Source organism: Nocardia sp. CS682 (assembly GCF_004634405.1).
Taxonomy (GTDB): domain Bacteria; phylum Actinomycetota; class Actinomycetes; order Mycobacteriales; family Mycobacteriaceae; genus Nocardia; species Nocardia ninae.
Map to the genome: position 1 here is coordinate 2649897 of NZ_CP029710.1, position 21996 is coordinate 2671892.

Below are 21996 nucleotides of genomic sequence, written 5' to 3' on the forward strand. Positions count from 1 at the left end.
AAACCTAAATTTAAGGCTTGTTCGATGGAGACCCCGGCGCCTGCCCGGCGAAACCTGCTCCGGAGGCCCTGCTACAGCTCGGAAGTCGTGGAGAAATTACCAGATGGAAGGTATGCGCGTACGGCCTAGGCGCTGGCCGGGGTGGCTGCTGGCGGCTGCCGTACTGATCGCTGCCTGCTTGCTCAGTCTCATGATCGGGACCAAGGCCATTCCGGCCGGGCAGGTGTGGGATGCGCTCTGGAACGCAAGCGAGTCGGCGGACGCGCTGGTCATCACTGAGTACCGGGTGCCGCGCACGCTGCTCGGGCTGCTCGCCGGACTCGCGCTCGGCGTGGCCGGCTGCCTCATGCAGGGGCTGACGCGTAATCCGCTGGCCGATCCGGGACTGCTCGGCATCAATGCCGGGGCGGCCTTCGTCATCGCGATGGCGGTCGCTTTTCTGGGAGTCACCGAGATCACGTCGTACGTGTGGTTCGGGTTCATCGGCGCCGCAGTGGCTTCGGTCGTGGTCTACCGGCTGGGCACCGCGGGCAGGCAGGGGACGGATCCGGTCCGGCTTACGCTGGCGGGGGTCGCCATCACGGCCGTGCTGTCCGGACTCACCAAGGGGTTGATACTGCTGAACCCCAAGGCCTTCGACCATATGCGGAACTGGGATGCCGGAGCGTTGACCGGGCGCGGCTACGACGTCATCACCGGTGCCACGCCGTTCATTCTCCTCGGCCTGGTGGCGGCGGTGATCGCCGCGCGCTCGCTCAATGCCGTCGCCCTCGGTGACGATCTCGCCCACGCACTGGGGGTGCACATCAGGCGGACCCGGCTGCTCACCGTCACGTCGCTGACCCTGCTGTGCGGCACCGCGACTGCCGCGGTGGGCCCGATCACCTTCGTCGGCCTGGCGGTGCCGCATATCGCCCGCTGGATCGTCGGACCCGACCAGCGCTGGGTCATCGCCTACTCCATGCTGCTCGCGCCGATTCTGGTGCTGGGCGCGGATATGCTGGGGCGCGTACTGGTTCGGCCCGATGAAGTGGCGGCGGGATTGGTGACCGCGTTCCTCGGTGCACCCATCCTGATCTGGCTGGCGCGGCGTACCCGGGTGAGCGAGCAATGACCGCCATCGATTTCGGGCACTCGGTGCTGGTGGTCCGAACCCGGCGCCTCGCCGTTCGGGTGAGTGTTCGCACCGTGGTGGTGTGCGCGATTCTCGTCGTCGCGGCACTGTCCGTGGCCGTATTGTCGCTCGGCACCGGCGATTACCCGATTCCACCGGATCGGGTACTGCGCGCGCTGTTCATCGGGGATCAGCGATTCGACCGACTCGTGGTGTGGGACTGGCGACTTCCGCGGGTGGTGCTGGCCCTGGCGTTGGGCGCGGCACTCGGGGTGAGCGGCGCGATTCTGCAATCGGTGACGCGCAATCCGCTCGGCAGCCCGGATCTGGTCGGCTTCAACACCGGCGCTTACACCGGTGCGCTCATCGTCATGCTGACGCTGGGCGGCGGCGGATTCCAGACCTCGGCGGGCGCGTTCGTCGGCGGACTGGCTGCCGCCCTCGCCATTCAGCTGCTGGCCTTCCGGCACAATGTCACCGGCTTCCGGCTCATCATCGTTGGCATCGGCGTCAGCGCCATGCTGGCCTCGGTCAATACCTGGCTCATCCTGCGCGCCGATCTCACCGCCGCCATGTCGGCGGCCGCCTGGGGCGCGGGGTCGCTGAGCAGGGCCACTTCGGCGCAGGTCGCGCCCACGCTCATCCTGCTGGCAGTCCTCGGCGTGGCCGCTCTCGCCACCGCGTCCCGCTTGCACGTCCTGGAATTGGGAGACGATCTGGCGCAGGCGTTCGGCATCCGGGTCGGACGCGATCGCGTACTACTGATCGTGCTGAGCGTCGCGTTCTGCTCCGTCGCCACCGCCGTCGCCGGACCCATCGCCTTCCTGGCCTTGGCCGCACCACAATTGGGCCGCCGCCTGGCGCGCACCGCCTCCACCGCATTGGCTCCCGCCGCTGCCATGGGTGCGCTGCTGCTGGTGACCTGCGACTGGATCTCGCAGCGGATATTCGCACCCACCGCGCTGCCCGTCGGCGTGGTCACCGTCTCGGTAGGCGGGGTCTATCTGGCATATGTGCTGGTCGCCGAGGCGCGACGGAATTAGGGGAACGACGATGAACGACAAGCACAGCGCACAGCAGGATCGGGTCCGATTGCGGGCCGACCGGGTGCGCCTCGGCTATCGCGGCCGGACCATCAGTGACCAACTCTCGGTGGATATTCCGGACGGGGCCTTCACGGTGATCATCGGCCCCAATGCCTGCGGAAAATCCACCATGCTGCGTGCGCTGGCTCGGTTGCTCGCCCCGGAAGACGGTGCCGTGCTGCTCGACGGCAAGGCCATCACCGACTATCCAGCCAAGGAGGTGGCCCGCCGCATCGGTCTGCTGCCACAATCCTCCACCGCCCCGGACGGCATCCGGGTCGCGGATCTGGTTGCGCGCGGCCGATATCCGCACCAGACCCTGCTACGCCAGTGGTCGCAGGCGGACGAAGACGCGGTCACCGCGGCCATGGCGGCCACCGGCGTCACCGACCTGTCGGCCCGCTCGGTCGACGAGCTCTCCGGTGGGCAGCGGCAACGCGTCTGGGTCGCCATGGTGCTGGCGCAGGAGACGCCGATCATTCTGCTCGACGAGCCGACCACCTACCTGGATATCGCGCATCAGATCCAACTGCTGGATCTGTGCCGCTCGCTGAACCGCAACTCCGGCCGGACCGTGGTCGCCGTCCTGCATGACCTGAACCACGCCTTCCGCTACGCCGATCACCTCATCGCCATGCGGGACGGCCGGGTGATCGCCGCCGGTGCGCCGCGCGAGATCGCGACCGCCGAGCTGGTGCGGGAGGTCTTCGCCCTCGGCTGCCGGATCATCGACGACCCGGAAACCGGTGCGCCACTCGTGATTCCGCTTGCGGAGAACGCGGCGGGCGTGAGCTGACACGGCACCGGGAAATGGCCGATCCGGTGGGGAGGGTCACCTTTTTCTGTTGAAACTGAATTTAGGTTAACCTATCCTCAGTCCTCCCTGCTGGACTCTCATCGAGCCCGGGTGGACCGAGGGAGGGGGGCGCACTAGGTAGATGGTGAAGGAGTTGCCATGGGAGTGGTGGAACGGGACGAGAGCACGGGTCATCCCGGATTGCCGCTCACCGGAGCGCAACTGGGCATCTGGAACGCCCAGCGATTCGATCCGGAATCCGGGCGCTACCTCGTCGGTGAGGTGCTCGAGATCTCCGGCGAGGCGACCATCGACGTCGATCTGCTGGCTGAGGCCATCCGGCGCACCGTCGCCGAATCCGAGAACATGCGGCTGCGGTTCCGCGAAACCGGCGACGGCCCACGGCAATTCGTGACCGATGCGGCAGCCGAACTGCGGCCGACCATCGACCTGCGGGCAGCCGCCCAGCCATTGGCGCTTGCGCACGAAGCGGTAGCCCTCGAACGCCACCGCGCCGCTGAGTACTGCCGCGCCATGGTCGATCGCCAGCTGTACAACTACACACTGATCCGGCTGAGCGACACCGAGGTCTGGTGTGTGCAGCTCTACCACCACCTGATTGTCGACGGCTACAGCGCTGCCCTGCTGTCCCGCCGCGTGGCCGGGCACTACACCTCCCTGCGGCGCGGAACCAAGCCTCCGAAACAGACTTTCGGCACCATTGCCGCCCTCGTCGCCGAGGAGCAGGAGTATCGCGCGGGCGAACAGTTCGAACAGGACCGCCAGTTCTGGCGCAGCCAGCTGACGCCATGGCCGGACCTGGACGGTCGCGGCCGCCATGTCGGCGGCGCCGTCGAGCACACGATCCGCGGCGAAGGCATCCTCTCCGCCGCGACCTTCGCACTCCTCAAGGAATGCGCCGACAACTACGGCGTCACCTGGGCCGACATCCTGATCGCCTGCTACACCGCCTATCTCCAGCGCGAGCTCGGCAGCTCCGATGTGGTCCTGTCCATGCTGCTCATGGGCCGAGTGGGCCGCGCCGCCCTGACCACTCCGGCCATGGCCGTGAATGTCCTCCCGCTTCGCCTGCCCGTCCGCGCCGACGACCGCCTCGGCGAGCTCGCCGTGCGAGTAGCCGCCGCCCTGCGCGAGGTCCGCGCCCATCAGCGCTACAGCGGTGACGACCTGGCCCGCGACTTCCACGGCTACGGCGCCGGTGAACTCCTGCACGGAGTCGGGATGAACCTCAAAATCTTCGACTTCGCCCTCGACTTCGACGGCTCCAGGGGCGTGCTCCGCAATGTGGCAGGCGGCCCGCCCGAAGACCTCGGCCTGGTGGTCACTCCCCTTCCGGACGACACGATCCTGCTGGGCTTCGAATCCGACCCTCGCACCAACGACGGCGACTCCGTCCGCCGCCGCGTCGACGGCCTGATGCGGGTCATCGACGCCTTCACCGGCGTGGACAAGCCGCCTGTCGGCGCCCTCGAGCTGCTCGACCGCGCCGAGCGCGACCGACTGCTGGCCGCACGCTCGGTACCGGCCGACGCCGCGCCCATCGAGCTGGTTCCGCAGGCCCTCGACCGCATGGTCACCGAGCACCCTGACGCAATCGTGCTCGCCGCCGATGGCGTGGAGTGGACCGCCACCGAATTCACCCACCGGGTCGATCGCCTCACGCACTACCTGCGCGCCAACGGAATCCGCCCGGAATCGGTCGTCGGCGTAGCCCTCCCGCGCTCGGCGGAGTTCGTGGTGGCCCTGTTCGCGGTGTGGCGGGCAGGCGGCATTTTCCTGCCCCTCGACCCGGAACATCCGACACCCCGATTGCTCGACATGATCGACGACGCCGCACCGGAATTGGTGTTGAGCGCCGGGTCGCTGGCAGTGGACCTCACCCCGGCAAATCAGGTCCGCGTGGTGGATATCGACAGCGCTGAGTACCAGGCCGAGCTGACCGAGCATTCCGACGTTCGGTCGGTAGACGAGGTTGCGGCGCAAGAGCATTCGAAGCACGGCGCCTATCTGATCTACACCTCCGGGTCTACGGGGCGGCCGAAGGGCGTGCTGGTGGACCACGGTGCGCTGGCACGTTTGGTGGCCGCACATCGAGGCGGAATGTACGCCGAAACAGCGGCGCGGGCCGGGGGCCGGGCGCTACGGGTGGCGCATACGACGTCGTTCGCCTTCGATGCGGCGCTGGATCCGTTGCTGTGGATCCTCGACGGGCATTGTGTTCGGGTGTACGACAGTAAGATTCGGCGGGATCCCGCCGGCCTCGTCGCGGCGATGCGGCGGGATCGGATCGATGTCATCGATGGAACGCCCGCCTTTGCCGCCGGGCTGCTGGAGCATGGACTAGCGGGTATCGCGCCGCAGCTGCTGGTGCTCGGCGGGGACGCTTGTTCACCGGAGTTGTGGCAGAGCATTCAGCGAGCGGGGATCACGGCGGTCAATCTGTACGGGCCGAGCGAGTCCACCGTCGATGCCATCGCGGCTTCGGTGCGCGGCGAGGTGCCGTATATCGGGCAGCCGCTGCCCGGCGCGCGGATCTACTTGCTGGACAACGGGTTGCAGGCTGTCGCGGATGGACAAGTCGGGGAGTTGTACGTGGCAGGGCAACAGCTTGCCCGTGGCTACCTCGGTCGTCCCGACGCGACATCGGATCGGTTCGTCGCCGATCCATACGGTCCGCCGGGGGCGCGGATGTACCGCACCGGTGATCGGGCGCGGTGGGTTCCCGGGCTCGGCTACCAATACCTGGGACGGGTCGACAATCAGGTCAAGATTCGCGGGCATCGCGTCGAGTTGGGCGAGGTCGAGGCGGCGTTGGACGCGTTACCCGAGGTGCGGGCCGCTGCTGCCGACATTCGTGAGATCGCCGGGCGACCCACCTTGATCGGGTATGTGGTGCCGGTCGGCGCCACTGTGTTGAACTCCGTCGAATTGCGCTCGCGGCTTGCTGATGTGGTGCCTGACCATCTGGTGCCGTCGCGCCTGGTCGTGCTGGATGCGCTCCCGCACACGGTCAACGGGAAGCTGGATCGGCGGGCGCTGCCCGAACCACCGTCCGATGCGGGTGGGCGGTCACCGGAAACGCCTGCCGAAGAGGCTGTCTGCGCGGTCGTCTCGACCGCGCTCGGCCATGACGCAGTCAGTGTCGACGATGACTTCTTCGGTGTCGGTGGCGACAGCATCACCGCCATCAGTGTGAGCAGCAGGCTGCGCGAGCAGGGGTTGATCCTGTCGCCGCAGGACCTGCTGACTCGGCGTCCGCTGGCCGAGCTCGCCGCCACCGCTGCCGCGGCGGCGTCCGGCACTGCATCCCCCGCTGCCCCTGCGGTGGCGCGCGGTATCGCGATGGCGCTGCCGCAGCAGAGCATCGACGAGCTGACGGCGCGGTACGGCCCGGTCGCCGACGTGCTGCCGCTCTCGCCATTGCAGGAAGGGTTGCTGTTCCACGCGCTGCGCGATGGTGACGACGACATCTACACCATGACAGCGCGTTTCGAGCTGGCCGGTGCGGTCGAGCCGGATCGACTGCGGACGGCCTTCGAGCGGATGCTGGCTCGCCATCCTAATCTGGGTGCGGCGTTTTGCTACCAGCAGTTCGACCAGCCGGTGCAGGTGCTACCCAGTTCGCCCGAATTGGGTTGGCGTGTCGAGGATCTGCGCACGCTCGCCGCCGACGAGGTCGACCGGGCCGCAGGCGATCTGGAGCGGCAAGCCGGTGGCGAGCGGTTCGATATCTCCGCGCCACCGCTACTGCGGGTCCTGCTGATTCGCATGACCGACACCTCGCAGCGGCTGATCCTGCTGGCGCATCACTTGCTCGCCGACGGCTGGTCGGTGCCGATCATGCTGCGCGAGGCGCTCGCGCTGTACCACGGCGACGGCGAAACACTGCCGGTACCCGGCTATTACGGTGACTATCTGGCTTGGCTCGGTACCCGCGATACCGAGGCGGCGCTGCAACGCTGGCGCGACTATCTGACCGGGTTGCCCGCACCGTCGCTGGTCGGCATCGCCGGACAGCGCTCGCACGCCGTGGGTCTGCGGGTGCCGCTGCCCGACGACCTCGGCACCGCCCTGGAGAAGGTGAGCAGGCACTTCGGGCTCACCGTGAACACCCTGTTGCAAGGCGCCTGGTCGATGGTGCTGGCCGACCATCTCGGCCGCACCGATATCGTCTTCGGCACGGTCGTCTCCGGCCGTCCCGCGGAGCTGGCGAATGTCGAGACCACGGTCGGGTTGTTCAGCAATACGGTTCCCGTTCGGCTGCACCTGGATTCGCGGCGCTCGTTGCCGGATCAGCTCGCCGACTTCCAGCGGACCTCGTTCGAGATGCAGACCCGGGGCTACCTCGGTCTGGCCACCGTGGAGCGGGCCGTCGGCCTCGGCCGCTTGTTCGACAGCCTGGTCGTCTTCGAGAACTTCCCGAAATCCGGTCTGCGACAGCCCGAACACCATCAGCTGCGGGTGACCGATGTCGCCGTGCACAGCCTCACCCATTACCCGATCGTGGTGACCGCGCGGCCCAATGAAACGTTCGACCTACTGCTGCATCATGATCCGGCGGCAGTGCCGGAGGCGGTCGCCACCCGGCTCGCGGACCGACTCGGCGCGGTACTCACCGCGCTGACCGCCGATCCCGATGCCACCGTTGCGGCGGTCACCGAGACGGTTCGGCCGCGGGAAACCCACGGCGAAACCCTCGCAACCTGGGGCACGACGGTGATTGATCCCGCTGCTCCCGCCGTCACTGCCGAGGGCGTCACGGTCGACTACGCCGACTTCCATGCCCGGGTGAACCGCCTGGCTCGCTGGCTGATCGCACAGGCTATCGGCCCCGAAACAGTGGTCGCGGTGGCAATGCATCGCTGCCTCGACGCGGTGGTAGCCGCCCACGCGATCATCCGATCCGGCGGCGTCTACCTGCCGATCGATCCGGAACAGCCGGCGCAACGGATCGACAGCATCCTCGAAACCGCGACTCCGGCATTGGTTCTCAGCACCTCTGCCGATGGTTTCGCTACTGGCCGAGCCCAGGTCGTCGCCGTCGACCAGCTGGATACCACCGGATTCGCCGACATCGAGATCGCCGACGCCGAGCGGGTTTCCCCGCTGCGCCCCGCGAACTCCGCCTACCTGCTGTTCACCTCCGGCTCCACCGGCGTCCCGAAGGGCGTCACGGTCGCCCACGCGGCGATCGTCAACACCTTCGAATGGCTCCAGCGCCAACAGCATTTCGGCCCGGCCGACACCGTCCTCTACCGCACCCCGCCCATCTTCGACGCCTCCCTGCTGGAACTGTTCCTTCCGCTGCTTGTCGGCGCTCGCATCGTCATGACCCGGCCCGATGGTCATAAGGACCCGTACTACCAGGCGCAGCTGATGCGCGACGAGCACGTGACCACCGTCCAGATGACGACCTCCATGCTCACCGTCCTGGCCGAAGAGACCGACCTCACCGGCAACGATCTGCGCTGCGTCATCACCGGCGGCGAAGCCCTCCCGCCCGCCACCGCCCACCGCGTCCGGGCCGACACCGGCGCACACGTCAACAACCTCTACGGCCCCACCGAGGCCGCCGTGTGCATCACCTACCACGAGACCACCGACGCCGACACCCTGTCCGTCCCCATCGGGCGCCCCGCGAGCGGAGCCGGCGTTCGCGTCCTGGACGAGCGGCTACGCCCGGTCCCGGCCGGAACGGTCGGCGAGTTGTATCTCACCGGTGTGCAATTGGCCCGCGGCTACCTCGCCCGCCCGGACCTCACGGCAGGCTCATTCCTCGCCGACCCGTACGGCCGCGGCGACCGGATGTACCGCACCGGCGACCTGGTGAAGTGGAACCCCGCCGGTGAACTCGAGTACGTCGGCCGCGGCGACAGCCAGGTGAAACTGCGCGGCCAGCGGATCGAGCTCGGCGATATCGAATCGGCACTGCTCACCTGCGCGGGTGTGGCCCAGGCCGTCGTGCTGCTGCGGGAGGACACCCCGGGCGATCAGCGCCTGGTCGCCTATCTCATCGCCCGGTCCGGGGTCGAACTCGACACCGAGGCGGTGCGCGAACAGCTGCGTCCGGTCTTGCCCGCGTACATGATTCCGGCCGCGCTCCTGGTGCTGGACCATATTCCGCGCACCGCCAGCGAGAAGATCGACCGCAAGGCGCTCCCGGTGCCGGATTCCGCCGCACCCGAGCCGGTAGAGACGACGACCGTCGTCCGTAACGCGGGCCGACTCGACGTCGTCCGCGCGGCCATGGCCGCTGTGCTATCGGCCCCCGATATCGGAGCGGACGACGACTTCTTCGCCGCGGGCGGCCATTCGCTCTCGGCCGTGCGATTGATCGGACGGCTCGGTCGTGCGGGTATCGCTGCGGTGCTCGACGATGTGTTCGCCGCACCCACCCCGCGCGCGCTCGCGGCGCGCCTCGGCACAGCCGCGCCGGGCGTGTCGCCGTCGGTCGATGGACTCGCGATGCTGGGCCGGCGCCTCGATCACGTGCTGGAACTGCGCACGGGCGGCTCGGCCGCACCGCTGTTCTGCGTCCACCCGGTGGGCGGCACCGCATGGCAGTTCGGTCCGCTGGCCCGGCTGCTGCGCGCCGAACGGCCGATCGTGGGTCTGCAGCTACCGGTCTCGAGCGACAACGATTTCCAAGCACACACGCTCGATGATCTGGCGCGGCACTACCTGGCCACCATCCGCCGCATCCAGCCGCAGGGTCCGTACCATCTGCTCGGCTATTCACTGGGCGGCAATATCGTGCATGCACTGGCCGCGGCCATGGCGGCCGAGGGCGACGAACTCGCCTACGTTGGCCTGATCGATTCGCATCCGCTGTCCGATCTCACCGACCGGGCCGTTCGCAGCCTCGCCGACCCCGCCGAGCTGGACCGGCTGCTGCCCGAAATTCCCGAGGACCAGCCGGAGCTCGCGGCGGCCATCCGCTCGGCCGCGACGGCGCTGCTGCGTATGGTCACCGAGTCCGAATCGCCGTGCTACGGCGGCCCGATGGCCCTGTATGCCGCCGACACCGGCACCGAACCCGGACGCGTCGAGGCGCAGCTGACCGGGTGGCGGGCCGCCGGCGCCCGGCTGGTGGTACGGCGACTCCCCTACTCGCACTTCGACATCGTGTCCCCGAAGGGCTGGACCGAGGTCGCGGCGCTACTCGACGTGGATCCGGCGATTCGCGCATGACCTCTCCCCCGACAAGACAGAAAGAACACCCATCCATGTCAGTTCACCGAATGACGGCACGCGTTCGTGCCGCCGCAGCTCTGCTCATCCTCGCGCTGGTCGCGGTGCTGGCGGCCTGCGGAAACTCGACCTCCGACGAGTCGAGCAAGTCCGGCACCCGCCAGGTGGAAACCGCGAAGGGCGTCGTCACCGTGCCCGCCGATCCGCAGCGGATCGTAGTCGTGAACGGTGCGCTCGCCGGATACCTCTACGACCTCGGCGCGAAGGTGAAGGCCGCGGATCCGCGCGCCCTCGGCGTCACGCTGAAGCCCGGTGAGTTCCCCCCGGCCTGGGCCGCCGACGCCAAGCAACAGGGCACCGAGGCGGTGCCGTCCGGCGACAGCATGAACCTGGAGTTCATCGCCGCCCAGCAGCCGGACCTGATCATCGGCGGCGGACCGGGCTACCCGGGCCAGCAGTCGATCAACGACTACGACAAGCTCACCGCCATCGCCCCGACCGCGCTGGTGCCGTCCAACATCACCAACTGGCAGGACCAGTTGAAGTCGGTGGCCGACATCGTGAACCAGTCCGCGAAGGTGGACAAGCTGATCACCGCGTACAACGACAAGGTCGCGAAGGTGAAGGCCGGTATCAAGGTGCCGCAGGGCGCTACCGCGGTGATGCAGTCCCGCAAGGACAACAAGCCCACCCTGGTCGCCCCCAACACCCCGCTGGCCGCACTGCTGTCCTCGGTCGGCATCACCATGGACGACAAGGTCGAGGCGAAGGCAGGCAACCCGCCCCGCCCTGCGGCCGGCGACTGGGTGAGCTTCAGCCCCGAACTGCTGAGCACCGTCGTCGACGCCCCGGTGCTGTTCGTGGTCACGCTCGACGGCGGCCGCAACATCGCCCAGCTGAAGGAAGACCCGATGCTGGCCCAACTGCCTGCGTTCCGGGCAGGCCAGGTCTACGAACTGCCGACCACCAGCCAGCGTCCGGATTACCGCAGCGCCATGTCCACCCTCGACCTGCTGGCGGAGCGCTTCAAGTGACACCCCTCGGCGGCCTGCTGATCGATACCTCGCCCCTGCGCGCCAGCCGGGAGTTCCGCAATGCCTTTGCGGCCCGGCTGATCTCGGTGCTCGGTATCGGACTGCTCATGGTGGCCCTGCCCGTGCAGGTCTACCAGGCCACCGGATCGACCCTGCAGGTCGCAGGCGTCACCACGATCACCGCGATCGCCCTGTTCGCCGGGAGTCTGGCGGGCGGGGTGATCGCGGACCGGTTCGACCGGCGCGACGTCATCCAATGGTCGCGCAGCGCGGCCGGTTTCGGGTTTCTCGTGCTCGGGGTGAACGCGCTGCTGCCGCATCCATCGCTGGCCGTCGTCTACGCCGCCGGCGTGGTCGACGGCCTGGCCGGCGGGGTCAGCGGATCGGCGCTCATGGCGCTCGTCCCCATGCTGGTGGGACGGGACAAGGTGGCGGCTGCCGGTGCGCTGACCTCGCTCACCACCGATCTGGGTACCATGATCGCCCCGGCCATCGCAGGCTTGCTGATCGCGAAAACCGGTGTGGCGCTGCCGTTTTTCCTCTGTGCGGGCGCTACCGCGGCCACCGTGGGACTCATCCGGTCCATCGGGCCGCAGCCGCCGCCGGTGCGGGAAATCGCGCATCCGCTGCGTGAGCTGGCCGTCGGCATCACGTTCGCGGCCCGGCACAAGGTTATTCGTGCGGCCCTGCTGACCGGCGCCATCGCCATGATGGTGAGCGGTCCGCTGGTATTGCTGCCCGCCTTGGCCGAGGACGAACTCGGCGTGGGGGAGACCACTCTCGGCCTGCTCTATGCCGCACCCGGCGCCGGCGCGGTACTCGGCTCGCTCACCAGCGGGTGGATCGGCCGCACTCGCCGTCCGGGCCTCGCACTGCTGATCTCGTTGGCGCTCATGCCGATCGGAGTCATCGTCGCCGGGGTCGCACCGCACGCCGCGCTCGTATTCCTCGGCCTGGCCGGATTCGGTCTGGCCCGTGCGCTGAACATGGTGCTGCGCTACGCGATTCTGCAGCGGGACGCTCCCGAGGAGCTGCGCGGCCGCCTCTCGGGCCTGCTCATGGTGCAGTCCGTCACCGGTGCCGCCATCGGCTCCATGGTGGCCGGGGTCGTCGGCCAATTCTTCACGCCTGGAACCGCTCTCGTGGCATACGGGCTATCCGTGTTGGTACTCGTCGCGTTGGCGTCGCTGGCCGCCGCGCCGCTGTTGAGAAAGGAGAAGCCATGATGGATCGTGCCGCCTACGCCGAACGCATCGTCGAGGTGCTGTCGGGTGAGCACGGGGCCAAAGTCGGATATCCGATCGGATTGTGCGATGTGGAGGTGATCCGCACGGAAAAGGTCGGCGCCGGCCTGCTGCGCATCACCTTCGGCGGCGAGGATCTCGCCGGATTCCACAGCTACGTTCCGGATGAGCATGTGCGCCTGATCTTTCCGGACGAGCAGGGTGTGCTGCTGCTGCCCCGCAGGGACGGGCTCTCCCTGCACTGGGGCTCGCCGCGACCGGTATCGCGCGAATACACGGTACGCCGCTTCAGCGCCGAGGACCGCGAACTCGATATCGACTTCGCCATTCACCCCGGCGGTCTCGCCTCGGAGTGGGCGTTGCAGGTTCAGCCGGGCACCAGGATTCACATCGCGGGCCCGCCCGGCGGTGAAGTAGTGCCGAAGACCTACGACAAGTATCTGCTCGCCGGTGACATCACCGCCCTGCCCGCCATCGCTCGCTGGTTGGAATGGTTGCCGCGCACGGCATCCGGATGGGCGGTCATCGAGGTGCGCGGATCCGAGGAGGAGATTCCCCTCGATGCGCCTGCCGCTGTCGACGTGCGCTGGGTGCATCGCGGCGCGGCCGAACCCGGCACCGGGGACGCCTTCGAAAAGGCTGTCCGCAGTATCGAAGTGCCTGCCGGAGAACGGGTTTACGCGTGGCTGGCCGCCGAGTCGGGCGTGTTGAAACCCCTGCGCCGCTGGGTGCGCAACGACCTCGGCATCGCCGCGAAGGACTACCTGATCGCCGGGTACTGGAAGCGCGGCATCGCCGACTACGACCGAGACGAATAAGGTGGTCGGCGCCCTCGGACAGCGGCGCCTCAGCGGGCGGGCTCGTACGGGTTCTTCAGGAGGTAGTCCACCACGGTGCGGCCGAGGGTGTAGCCGTTGTCCAGCGAGAGGCGAAAGCCTGCGGACTGCTGTTCGAGGTGATCGAGCACGGTTTGGCCGGGGTAGGGCTGGTCGAAGTTACTGACGGTGCGCAGGGTCAGGTAACGGTCGAGGTAGCCGTGCCGGTCCAGGACGGCGGCCGTCGCGTTGTCCTCCATCTGCGTGGTGCAGTAGCTGCCCTGGCCGTTGGTGCGCACACCCATGATGTGCCGGGCGGTGTCGGAGAGCTCCTTGCCGGAGAACCAGTCGTCACCGGTCATGGTGTCGCACTTGGTCACCGACGGCTTGCGGTCGGGCTGGCCGAACAGCGCGCGTTCGGCGGCGGCCTCGGGGCTGTCGGCCAGCGTGGCGTGCTCGGTCAGGCCGAAGGCGGTGTCGACCAGCTTGTCGTTCAGCCGATAGGCGGCGGTGTTGTAGCTCTCGACGGGGCGGTAACCGTGCGGCAGGCTCGGCGCCTCGGCGGGCACGAGGTGGTTGCCGAGATCGAAGTCGACGACCCAGCGGGCCCAGGTCGCCGAGCCGAGGGTGACCTGGTCCGGCGGCGCGCCCGCGGTGCCAACGGTGAGGAAGTGGGCCTTCGTGAAGTCGAGTTTCGGGCTGTCCAGCAGGGCCATCATGGTGGCCGCGGCATTGGTCTTGCCCTGCCCGGTCTCGGCGACGCACAGTCCGTCGGTGTTGCAGTGCACCGGCTTATACGCGGCAGGCACCTCGACGGTGATCGGCAACGACTCCCGCTGCAACCACGGTTCGGTCTCCGGATCGAACATCGTGATGACCAGCACGCCGACCTCGACCGGGTCCGCGGCGGATTTTCCCCCGTCGCCACAGCCCGCGGTCATGGCGACCGTGGTGAACACCGTCAACGCGACTATCCAGCGACGTAGGGGCACCCGGCGATCCTATGCCAAGGCCCCTTGCACACCGCGCCGCGCCGGTGACCTGCACGAACGTCGAGCTTCTCGAACCGGGGCCGACCCGACGAGCCCGGCAGGGTACCCATGTAGGTTGGACGGCAGGTTCTCTTGCGACACAAGCGGAACCACCGGAGCGGCTACCTGTGGCTTCGGTGCGCACCGCTTGCCAGGGCGATCAGCAGCACGCTCACAAGTCGAGAAGTCAGTGGAGCGCGGCCGGGTCCGCGCCGAGTGAAAGGCCCTTCAGCATGACGTCTTCGGCGGGATCGAACGCACGCGCCCACATCGGGGTCACCGGCCTCGCGGTGATGGGGAGCAATATCGCGCGCAACTTCGCCCGGCACGGACACACCGTCGCACTGCACAATCGCAGCATCGCCAAGACCGACGCGCTGCTCGCGGCGCACGGCGACGAGGGCGATTTCGTCCGCACCGAGACGATCGAGGAGTTCGTCGGCGCGCTGCAGCAGCCGCGCCGGGTGCTCATCATGGTCAAGGCCGGCGATCCGACCGATGCGGTGATCGAGGAACTCGCCGCCGCCATGGACGAGGGCGACATCATCATCGACGGCGGCAACGCCCTGTTCACCGACACCATCCGCCGGGAGAAGTCGCTGCGCGAGCGCGGCCTGCACTTCGTCGGCGCCGGCATCTCCGGCGGCGAGGAAGGCGCGCTCAACGGTCCGGCCATCATGCCGGGCGGGCCGAAGGAGTCCTACGAGGTGCTCGGCCCGCTGCTGGAGTCGATCGCCGCGCAGGTCGACGGCACCCCGTGCTGCACGCACATCGGGCCGGACGGCTCGGGTCACTTCGTGAAGATGGTGCACAACGGCATCGAGTACGCCGACATGCAGCTCATCGGCGAGGCCTACCACCTGTTGCGCGACGCGCTGGGCTTGGACGCCAAGCAGATCGCCGACGTGTTCACCGGCTGGAACCAGGGCGAGCTGGAGAGCTACCTCGTCGAGATCACTGCCGAGGTGCTCAACCAGGTCGATGCGAAGACCGGCAAGCCGCTCGTGGACGTCATCCTCGACGCGGCCGAGCAGAAGGGCACCGGCCGCTGGACCGTCAAGGCCGCCCTCGACCTCGGCGTCCCGGTGACCGGTATCGCCGAAGCGGTGTTCGCCCGCGCTCTGTCCGGGGCGACCGGCCAGCGCCGCGCCGCCGTCGGGCTCGCGTCGGGCCGGCTCGCCGACAAGCCCACCGACGTCGAGCAGTTCACCAAGGACATCGAGCGCGCGCTGTACGCGTCCAAGGTGGTCGCCTACGCCCAGGGCTTCGATCAGATCGCCGCGGCGAGCACCGAATACGACTGGAACCTGCGCCCCGGCGACCTCGCCACCATCTGGCGCGGCGGCTGCATCATCCGCGCCCGCTTCCTGAACCGCATCAAGGACGCCTACGACACCAACGCGCAGCTGCCGAGCCTGATCCTGGACCCGTTCTTCCAGGCGGCCATCGAGAACGCGATCGACAGCTGGCGCCGCGTGGTCTCGGCCGCCGTCCAGCTCGGCATCCCGGTGCCTGCCTTCGCCTCGTCGCTCGCGTACTACGACGGCCTGCGCGCCGAGCGCCTCCCGGCCGCCCTCACCCAGGCTCAGCGTGATTACTTCGGCGCGCACACCTACGAGCGGATCGACCTGCCTGGCAAGTACCACACGCTGTGGAGCGGCGACCGCAGCGAGATCAAGGCCGACTGAAACCTCGACCCGAGTGGCCCGGCCTACCATCGGCCGGGCCGTTCGGTTACTGCGCCTGGAACTCGACGCTGCATTCGCCGTTGGTGTAGTTCTGGCCCTCGCCGTGGTTGAACACGCTGAGGGTCAACGCAAGTCGGCCGGGTTTCGTCTCGACCGCGGGGATGGACAGGACGTTCTCCGGGCCTTTCACCACGGCGGAGGTATCCGCCACGCCACTCTTGCCGGTGTCGATATTCGCCCAGACCACGGAGAATTTCTGTTCGTAGGCGTTATCCGTTCCCGCATTCGTCTGGAGCTTCAGATCGAGCGTGCCGTTACTGGAGATCGCGAATACATCGCTGGATGCCGGGGTGGTGAAGTCGCCCGCCGGGACGGGGTAGGACATGGTGCACAGTTTGTCCGACGGCGCGGGCGGAGCGGCGAAGGCGGCGGGGGCACCGACCATCGTTGCCGTGATACCCGAGATAGCGGCGATTACCGATAAGCCTGAGAGTTTTCGTGATTTCATCACACCGTCCCATCAAATATCGAGATGCACTGGTCCAAACTGGTTGCCGCACCGGCCAATAGGTCCAGCGGCGGCGGGCGCCCCCTTCGAGACTAGCGATCGTCAAGGTGACGTGACAGTCGCTCGGCGCCGAAAGATGCGCTAGCAGAGGGTTTCCCGGCCCACAAGACATCAATATGTTTGCACCACAGCCGTTCTGGCTATGACTAGCGGAAACGATGCGAGACGCTCGCTTCGGAACCCACCCGCCCGCTGCCCCTAGGGTTCGATCAGGGGCGCCGTCGGGCGTAGCGGTCGGCGTATTGTGATATATGACACCCTGTTCCGAGAAATTGCTGGCAGCTTGCGGTTCTCGCCGTGGCGGCCCGGACAGCCGTGTCGAGTTCGGCCGTATGTGGCGTGGCCGACGCGAACTTCGGGCCGGAGGGCGGCATTATGTCGGACATGCGCGTACTTATTCAGCTTCGCCCTTCCGTCGATCTGATTACCGCAGTGGCCGATCGCGCGGTTCCGGTCGCCTCCGCCGACATTGCCGGGCATCTGCGCGGCATCGAGCTCGATGATTCCTTCGCGCCCGTGGCGATACCGAAAAGTGTTGCCGCCGTGACCGAATCCGATCAGTTGAGTTATGCATTGCCACCGGACAATGCGTCGGTCGTGGTGCGCGGGGTGATCGACGACGACGGTCTCGCGGAAAGTTTGTCGCAATTGTCTGCCTCGCGTGGCGTCACCGGAGTATTCGCCGATCCCGCCATTCAGACCAATCTCACCTGCGGCGACACGCCCGCCGTCGGCAACTGGCACGATGTCGAAACTCTGCTGCATCACGGCGATCTGACGGCCGCAGGCTTGGACGGTGCGTCGGTGGCGCTGGCCATCGTCGACACCGGCATCAATGCCGCACGGGTCAAGCAGGTGCGGGGCGGGCCGGTGACGATCGACAAGGCGCGTAGCTGGAACCCGCCGGGAGTCAGCGGAACTGCGGGAGAGTTCCCCGTCGACCACGGCACGATGTGCGCGTTCGACGCGCTGATCGGCGCACCGAAGGCCGCGCTGATCGACATTCCGGTGCTGCGCAGCAGGCGACCGGGCGGCACGGTGATGGAGGGGCTGCTGTCGGACGCGCTGGCCGCCTACGCCCACCTGCGCACGGTGCTCACCGATCAGCCTGCCGCATCGCGCGCTCTGGTGATCAGCAACAGTTGGGGTTCGTTCTCCCCCAGCTGGGATTTTCCGGTCGGACAGCCGGGTAACTACTCCGACAATCCATCCCACCCGTTCAACGTGATCGTCGGCTCGCTCGAGACCGCGGGCGCCGACATCCTTTTCGCCGCGGGCAACTGCGGGCGGGACTGCCCGGACGGCCGCTGCGCATACAAGGACAAGCCGATCGGCGGGGCCAACTCGCATCCGAGCGTCCTGTCCATCGGTGGCGTCGACACCGCCGGCCAGCGGGTGGGCTACTCGTCCCAGGGGCCGGGCCGGTTGACCGCACGCAAGCCGGACGTCTGCGCCTACACCCACTTCCTCGGGTCGACGGCCTTCGGCGCGACCGACCCGGACACCGGCACCTCCGCGGCGTGCCCGGTCGCGGCGGGCCTGGTCGCGGCCGTCCGCACCGAATGGTCGGCGACCGAGTTGCCGCCCGCCCAGCTGCGGGCCCTGGTGCAGCGGACCGCGGCCGCGCAGGCCGGGGGGTACAACTACGACTACGGATACGGCGTCGTCGACGCGGCCGCGATCCTCGCGGAACTGAAACGAACCACGTCCCGCGCGTAACGTAGGGGCATGCCGTTGCTCACCATTCGGCTCCCCCGGGAGGCGACCCTGACCGCCGCGCTGCGCGAGCTGAAGCTCACCGTCGACGACGTCGATATCGCCTTCGGTCTGGTCCCGGTGGATCCGGAGGCCGGGCTGTACGCCCTGCGGGTGACCGATGCGGCGGCGGCTCGGGTGAATACCTATGGACCCGATGTCCAAATCTTCGCCGACCCGCGCATCGAGCCGGGCAACGGATCGGGCGCTGAGCCCAGCGCGTGAGCGGCGCTGCCCGGCCCGCCGGCCACGAGCCCGCATACACGGTTCGTGGCCGGCCGGCCCGTCACTTGAACATCGAGGACATCCAATCCTTGACTGCTGCTTGATATTCAGCGGTATTGCGGGCCAGATTCATCGAATGCCCGCTCCCGGGCAGCACGTAGGTGCGTAACTTGGCGGCGGGGCCGAAGTACGGTGCCTCCGCGGCGGCCAGGGCCGCGGTGTTCGCGCATGCGTTGAGGCACAACCGATCTGCGCTACCGTTGGTGACCAGCACCGGTACGTCGATGAAGTTGGTTGTCGGCGGCAGGGTAGAGGTCAGGCCGTCCGGATACTCGGTCAGTGAGAAGACTTCTTTGGTCGCCTCGTCGGTCGCGAGCACCGCGGGATCGTAATTACCCTCACCGTAGAAATCGAAGGCCCGCGTGCCGGGCCGCGTGGTCAGATAGCCGGGGTCGTAGCCCTGCCCGGCAAAGCGCGGATCCTGCGCCGCCGGATAATAGGTGCCGACCACGCTGAGCGTTCCGGCCATGTTCAGACTGTGCGAAAACCCGGTCAGCAGCACACCGTCGACGTCGTGGTAGGTGCTGGCCTCGATGACCGCGATGCCGGAGCTGAGCGAATGCCCGCCGGTGATGACCTTCCGGAACGGTTGCACACCGGGCAGCCCCTGCCGGACCGCGCCGACGAGCTGATGCAGGGCCTGCACCGAACCGGTCGCGGTCAGCGACGCGCTCGGCGGCCGAGTGCTGTTTCCGTTGCCGAACCGATCGACCACCAGTGTCGCGTACCCTGCGGCATTCATCGCGCGCCGAAAGTTATAAGTCTCAGGGGCGTAAGGGAAATCCCAGTAGGTGTGGTTGTAATTGGAGCCCGGCATCAACACCATGATGATGTCCGTCGGCGTGGCCGGCATACACAAGTCGGCGGCTAGATTTCCGGTCGGTGGCACCGGAAAGGAAATCGCAGTGCAGTTTTCGGATAACGCAGGGTGATCAGCACGGGCGATGCCCGGCGCGAGACAGAGGATTGTTGATACGACAAATAACCAGATCGAAGCCCGCACGCGACGCTCTCCCCTCGGAGATACACGAGGGTAACCATTGTGGCACCCATTGTTGAGTCATCAACCCGGAGGCTAACCCGCGAACTCATCCATGCGCAATACCTATCACCGAGATTAGGGGGAGATCCCCCACTGTCGGCCACACCGACGGAGATACATTGCCCCACTTGGTAAACCGCGCCACCCAGTTGGACAGTTGCTCAGTCGGCCATCGGTGGAATGAGAGTCGCGAAGTCGACCTCGGGGGGCCCGCGCCGTCGGCGTGTCCACCATAACTCGGCGAATGATGGCCCCGGGCAGACGGTTTCGCAGCGACCAGGTGGTAATGCGGATCGCCTGCGCACCCGTCCCAGCGTAGGTCGTAACGGAAGGGCAACGACTCCTATTGTGGAGCGCGCACAGCAAACCGTCGGTCTAGTATCCGCCCCATGGGTACGCGAGCGGTGCACTTCGTAGGAAGTTTTCCGGCTGAGAGCACTGCGGAAGCGATGAGAGCAATGCTCGACAGCACCGGATCACGACTACGGACACTGCCCACCGGCGAGACGCGACGCTACGAGTTCTACATCCGCCCGATCATCGAAGATCTGGTAACGCAAGGCGCTTTGGAGACGAAGAAAATCGGCCAGTGGAACACCAGCCGGAACCGCACCATTTATCGCGCCGCAGGCGGCAAGAAGCTCACCGGCGATATGATGGATCTCGGCTATCGCCGCGAGGCCGAGGAAGCGGTACCGATATTCGCATCGCTGCGCGCGGCAAGGGATTTGCCCGGCCTCGCGTTACAGATCGGCATGCCGACCGATTTCACCATGGCGTTCATCGCGATGGGCGCTTCGGGTCTGCTGCAGAACAAAAAGGCCTTCACCGACGCGACGGTGCGCGACATCGTCGCGATCCGCGCACTGGCCGGTGACGACGTCGTCATCCAGCTCGAGGCCACCGCGGAGCTGGTGCTGATGGCCAAGACTCAGCCACTGCACCGACTGGTCGACGGTGCACTCGGCCTCGGCAAAGGCATCGCCGAACTCGCGGCGGCGGCACCGCCGGGCACCCGCATCGGCGTACACCTGTGTCTCGGCAGCATGAACAACAAAGCCAGGGCCACCCTGCGCACCGCCCGGCCGCTGGTCGATCTGGCCAACTCGGTCGTCCGGCATTGGCCTGCGGACCGGACCCTGGAGTACCTCCACGGACCGTTCGCGGCGGGCGACAAACCACCGTCCGCCGAGCCGAAATTCTATGCGCCCCTTAGCAAGCTGACGCTTCGTGCGGGCACCGCCTTCTATGCGGGCCTGGTGCACGACCTGCCGACCGAGGCGCAGCAGCGGCAGACATTGCAGCTCATCGAGCAGGCACTCGGCCGGCCGGTCGACGGCGTGGCCACCGCCTGTGGTCTCGGCCGCCGACCACGGGCGGTGGCCGACGACCTGATGGCACGAGCCAATACACTAACGGCGAGTGAGTAATTCGCGAGCGCGCTACCCGGCCCGCATCGACGCCGGTCGAACCAAGACTAGACAAACCATCCAGCGGTGATGATCGCTACGATTATGGTCGAGGATCGGGAGGAAACCTTGTCTGACATAGATCGAGCGCCAGGACTCAACCCGAAGGTGCCGAGCTCGGCCCGGATCTATGACTACCTACTCGGCGGCAAGGACAACTACGACATCGACCGCGAGGTCGCGGAACGCATGCTCGCCATCGCCCCCGACACCAGAACCCTGGCCCGGTACATCCGGCAGTTCTTGGTGAAGGCGGTGGAGCTGGCCGCCGAGTCCGGTGTCCGCCAGTTCATCGATCTCGGCGCGGGCATTCCGACCTCCCCCAGCGTGCACGAGGTGGCCGGCAAGATCGACTCCTCGATCCGGGTGGCCTACGTCGACAACGACCCGGTCGTGCACGCGCATTGCGACGCGCTGCTGGCCACGGCGCCCGGCGTGACGGCGTTGCAGGCCGACATTCGCAGACCGGCGACGATCATCGATCGGCTGAAGCTCGAAGCCGAGATCGACTTCGACCAACCGGTAGCCGTGCTGATCATCGGCGTGCTGCACTACGTGATGGACGACGAGGACCCGGCCGGGATCGTCGCCGAGCTCCGTGAGGTGATGGCGCCGGGCAGCTATCTCGCGATCACCCACGGCTCCAACGAGACCCACCCGGACTTCATCGGCCAGTCGCAGGAGGACACCAACGCCACGCCATCCCAGGTGGTCTACCGATCTCGGGAGCAGACTGCGAAGTTCTTCGACGGGTTCGAGCTGATCGAACCCGGTGTGGCGCCGGTGCAGGAATGGCTCGTCGACGGCCTGCCCGCTACCCGGCTGGTGATCTACGGCGGCATCGGCCGCAAGGACTGA

General features: G+C 67.5%; 15 protein-coding genes. 12 read left to right on the plus strand and 3 right to left on the minus strand.

Features of this window, described 5'->3' with window-relative positions; genetic code table 11:
* Positions 1-112 precede the first annotated feature (112 nt).
* The 7 genes from DMB37_RS11895 (at position 113) to DMB37_RS11925 (ending at position 13303) form a co-directional block, all read left to right on the plus strand.
* Positions 113-1114, plus strand: coding sequence for an iron chelate uptake ABC transporter family permease subunit (locus DMB37_RS11895; protein ID WP_255508376.1), 1002 nt, complete (start codon positions 113-115; stop codon positions 1112-1114).
* A complete protein-coding gene (locus DMB37_RS11900; RefSeq protein WP_135232749.1) occupies positions 1111-2157 on the plus strand; it encodes an iron chelate uptake ABC transporter family permease subunit in 1047 nt (348 codons plus the stop codon). Before DMB37_RS11895 ends, DMB37_RS11900 begins: the two co-directional genes overlap by 4 nt.
* A gap of 10 nt (positions 2158-2167) precedes the next feature.
* Positions 2168-2995 (plus strand): ABC transporter ATP-binding protein, encoded by an 828-nt coding sequence (locus DMB37_RS11905; RefSeq protein WP_135232750.1) that lies wholly within the window; start codon positions 2168-2170, stop codon positions 2993-2995.
* A 159-nt stretch (positions 2996-3154) separates the two neighbouring features.
* Positions 3155-10207, plus strand: a complete 7053-nt coding sequence (locus DMB37_RS11910; protein ID WP_135232751.1) for a non-ribosomal peptide synthetase — start codon at positions 3155-3157, stop codon at positions 10205-10207.
* A gap of 50 nt (positions 10208-10257) precedes the next feature.
* The gene (locus DMB37_RS11915) at positions 10258-11241 is read left to right on the plus strand and encodes an ABC transporter substrate-binding protein (protein ID WP_240772351.1); all 984 of its coding nucleotides are present in this window, start codon (positions 10258-10260) and stop codon (positions 11239-11241) included.
* Complete coding sequence (gene entS, locus DMB37_RS11920) at positions 11238-12467, plus strand: enterobactin transporter EntS (RefSeq protein ID WP_135232753.1); 1230 nt, start codon at positions 11238-11240, stop codon at positions 12465-12467. Before DMB37_RS11915 ends, entS begins: the two co-directional genes overlap by 4 nt.
* Entirely contained in the window at positions 12464-13303 is an 840-nt protein-coding gene (locus tag DMB37_RS11925; RefSeq protein ID WP_370465365.1) for a siderophore-interacting protein, read from the plus strand. The genes entS and DMB37_RS11925 overlap by 4 nt, the downstream gene beginning before the upstream one ends.
* A gap of 29 nt (positions 13304-13332) precedes the next feature.
* Here the strand turns inward: DMB37_RS11925 and DMB37_RS11930 are convergent, their stop codons facing one another.
* Positions 13333-14292 (minus strand): purine nucleoside permease, encoded by a 960-nt coding sequence (locus DMB37_RS11930; protein ID WP_135232754.1) that lies wholly within the window; start codon positions 14290-14292, stop codon positions 13333-13335.
* 272 nt (positions 14293-14564) lie between these two features.
* Between DMB37_RS11930 and gndA the strand changes: the two genes are divergently transcribed.
* Positions 14565-16019, plus strand: coding sequence for an NADP-dependent phosphogluconate dehydrogenase (gene gndA / locus DMB37_RS11935; protein WP_135232755.1), 1455 nt, complete (start codon positions 14565-14567; stop codon positions 16017-16019).
* Between the two features lie 46 nt (positions 16020-16065).
* On the opposite strand, the gene DMB37_RS11940 is transcribed toward gndA, so the two are convergent.
* Positions 16066-16464, minus strand: coding sequence for a hypothetical protein (locus DMB37_RS11940; protein WP_135232756.1), 399 nt, complete (start codon positions 16462-16464; stop codon positions 16066-16068).
* A 555-nt stretch (positions 16465-17019) separates the two neighbouring features.
* On the opposite strand from DMB37_RS11940, the gene DMB37_RS11945 reads away from it, so the two are divergent.
* Positions 17020-18306: a S8 family serine peptidase gene (locus tag DMB37_RS11945; RefSeq protein ID WP_240772352.1), complete on the plus strand. Its 1287-nt coding sequence runs from the start codon at positions 17020-17022 to the stop codon at positions 18304-18306.
* Between the two features lie 9 nt (positions 18307-18315).
* Positions 18316-18567 carry a hypothetical protein gene (locus DMB37_RS11950; RefSeq protein WP_135232757.1) on the plus strand — a complete coding sequence of 84 codons (252 nt, stop codon included), beginning with the start codon at positions 18316-18318 and terminating at the stop codon, positions 18565-18567.
* A gap of 61 nt (positions 18568-18628) precedes the next feature.
* Here DMB37_RS11950 and DMB37_RS11955 read toward each other — a convergent pair whose 3' ends face one another.
* Positions 18629-19630 (minus strand): alpha/beta hydrolase, encoded by a 1002-nt coding sequence (locus DMB37_RS11955; RefSeq protein ID WP_240772353.1) that lies wholly within the window; start codon positions 19628-19630, stop codon positions 18629-18631.
* 428 nt (positions 19631-20058) lie between these two features.
* Between DMB37_RS11955 and DMB37_RS11960 the strand changes: the two genes are divergently transcribed.
* Together DMB37_RS11960 and DMB37_RS11965 are read left to right on the plus strand one after the other, a co-directional pair.
* Positions 20059-21099, plus strand: coding sequence for a hypothetical protein (locus DMB37_RS11960; protein WP_135232758.1), 1041 nt, complete (start codon positions 20059-20061; stop codon positions 21097-21099).
* 108 nt (positions 21100-21207) lie between these two features.
* On the plus strand, positions 21208-21996 hold the full coding sequence (locus tag DMB37_RS11965; RefSeq protein ID WP_240772354.1) for an SAM-dependent methyltransferase: 789 nt from the start codon (positions 21208-21210) through the stop codon (positions 21994-21996).

What these genes read in the sequence shown, in the direction of transcription:
- DMB37_RS11950 (WP_135232757.1), top strand. Translation starts at nt 18,316, where the DNA reads ATGCCGTTGCTCACCATTCGGCTCCCCCGGGAGGCGACCCTGACCGCC.
- DMB37_RS11895 (WP_255508376.1), top strand. Translation starts at nt 113, where the DNA reads ATGCGCGTACGGCCTAGGCGCTGGCCGGGGTGGCTGCTGGCGGCTGCC.
- DMB37_RS11900 (WP_135232749.1), top strand. Translation starts at nt 1,111, where the DNA reads ATGACCGCCATCGATTTCGGGCACTCGGTGCTGGTGGTCCGAACCCGG.
- gndA (WP_135232755.1), top strand. Translation starts at nt 14,565, where the DNA reads ATGACGTCTTCGGCGGGATCGAACGCACGCGCCCACATCGGGGTCACC.
- DMB37_RS11915 (WP_240772351.1), top strand. Translation starts at nt 10,258, where the DNA reads ATGACGGCACGCGTTCGTGCCGCCGCAGCTCTGCTCATCCTCGCGCTG.
- DMB37_RS11925 (WP_370465365.1), top strand. Translation starts at nt 12,464, where the DNA reads ATGATGGATCGTGCCGCCTACGCCGAACGCATCGTCGAGGTGCTGTCG.
- DMB37_RS11910 (WP_135232751.1), top strand. Translation starts at nt 3,155, where the DNA reads ATGGGAGTGGTGGAACGGGACGAGAGCACGGGTCATCCCGGATTGCCG.
- DMB37_RS11905 (WP_135232750.1), top strand. Translation starts at nt 2,168, where the DNA reads ATGAACGACAAGCACAGCGCACAGCAGGATCGGGTCCGATTGCGGGCC.
- DMB37_RS11960 (WP_135232758.1), top strand. Translation starts at nt 20,059, where the DNA reads ATGGGTACGCGAGCGGTGCACTTCGTAGGAAGTTTTCCGGCTGAGAGC.
- DMB37_RS11940 (WP_135232756.1), bottom strand. Translation starts at nt 16,464, where the DNA reads ATGGTCGGTGCCCCCGCCGCCTTCGCCGCTCCGCCCGCGCCGTCGGAC.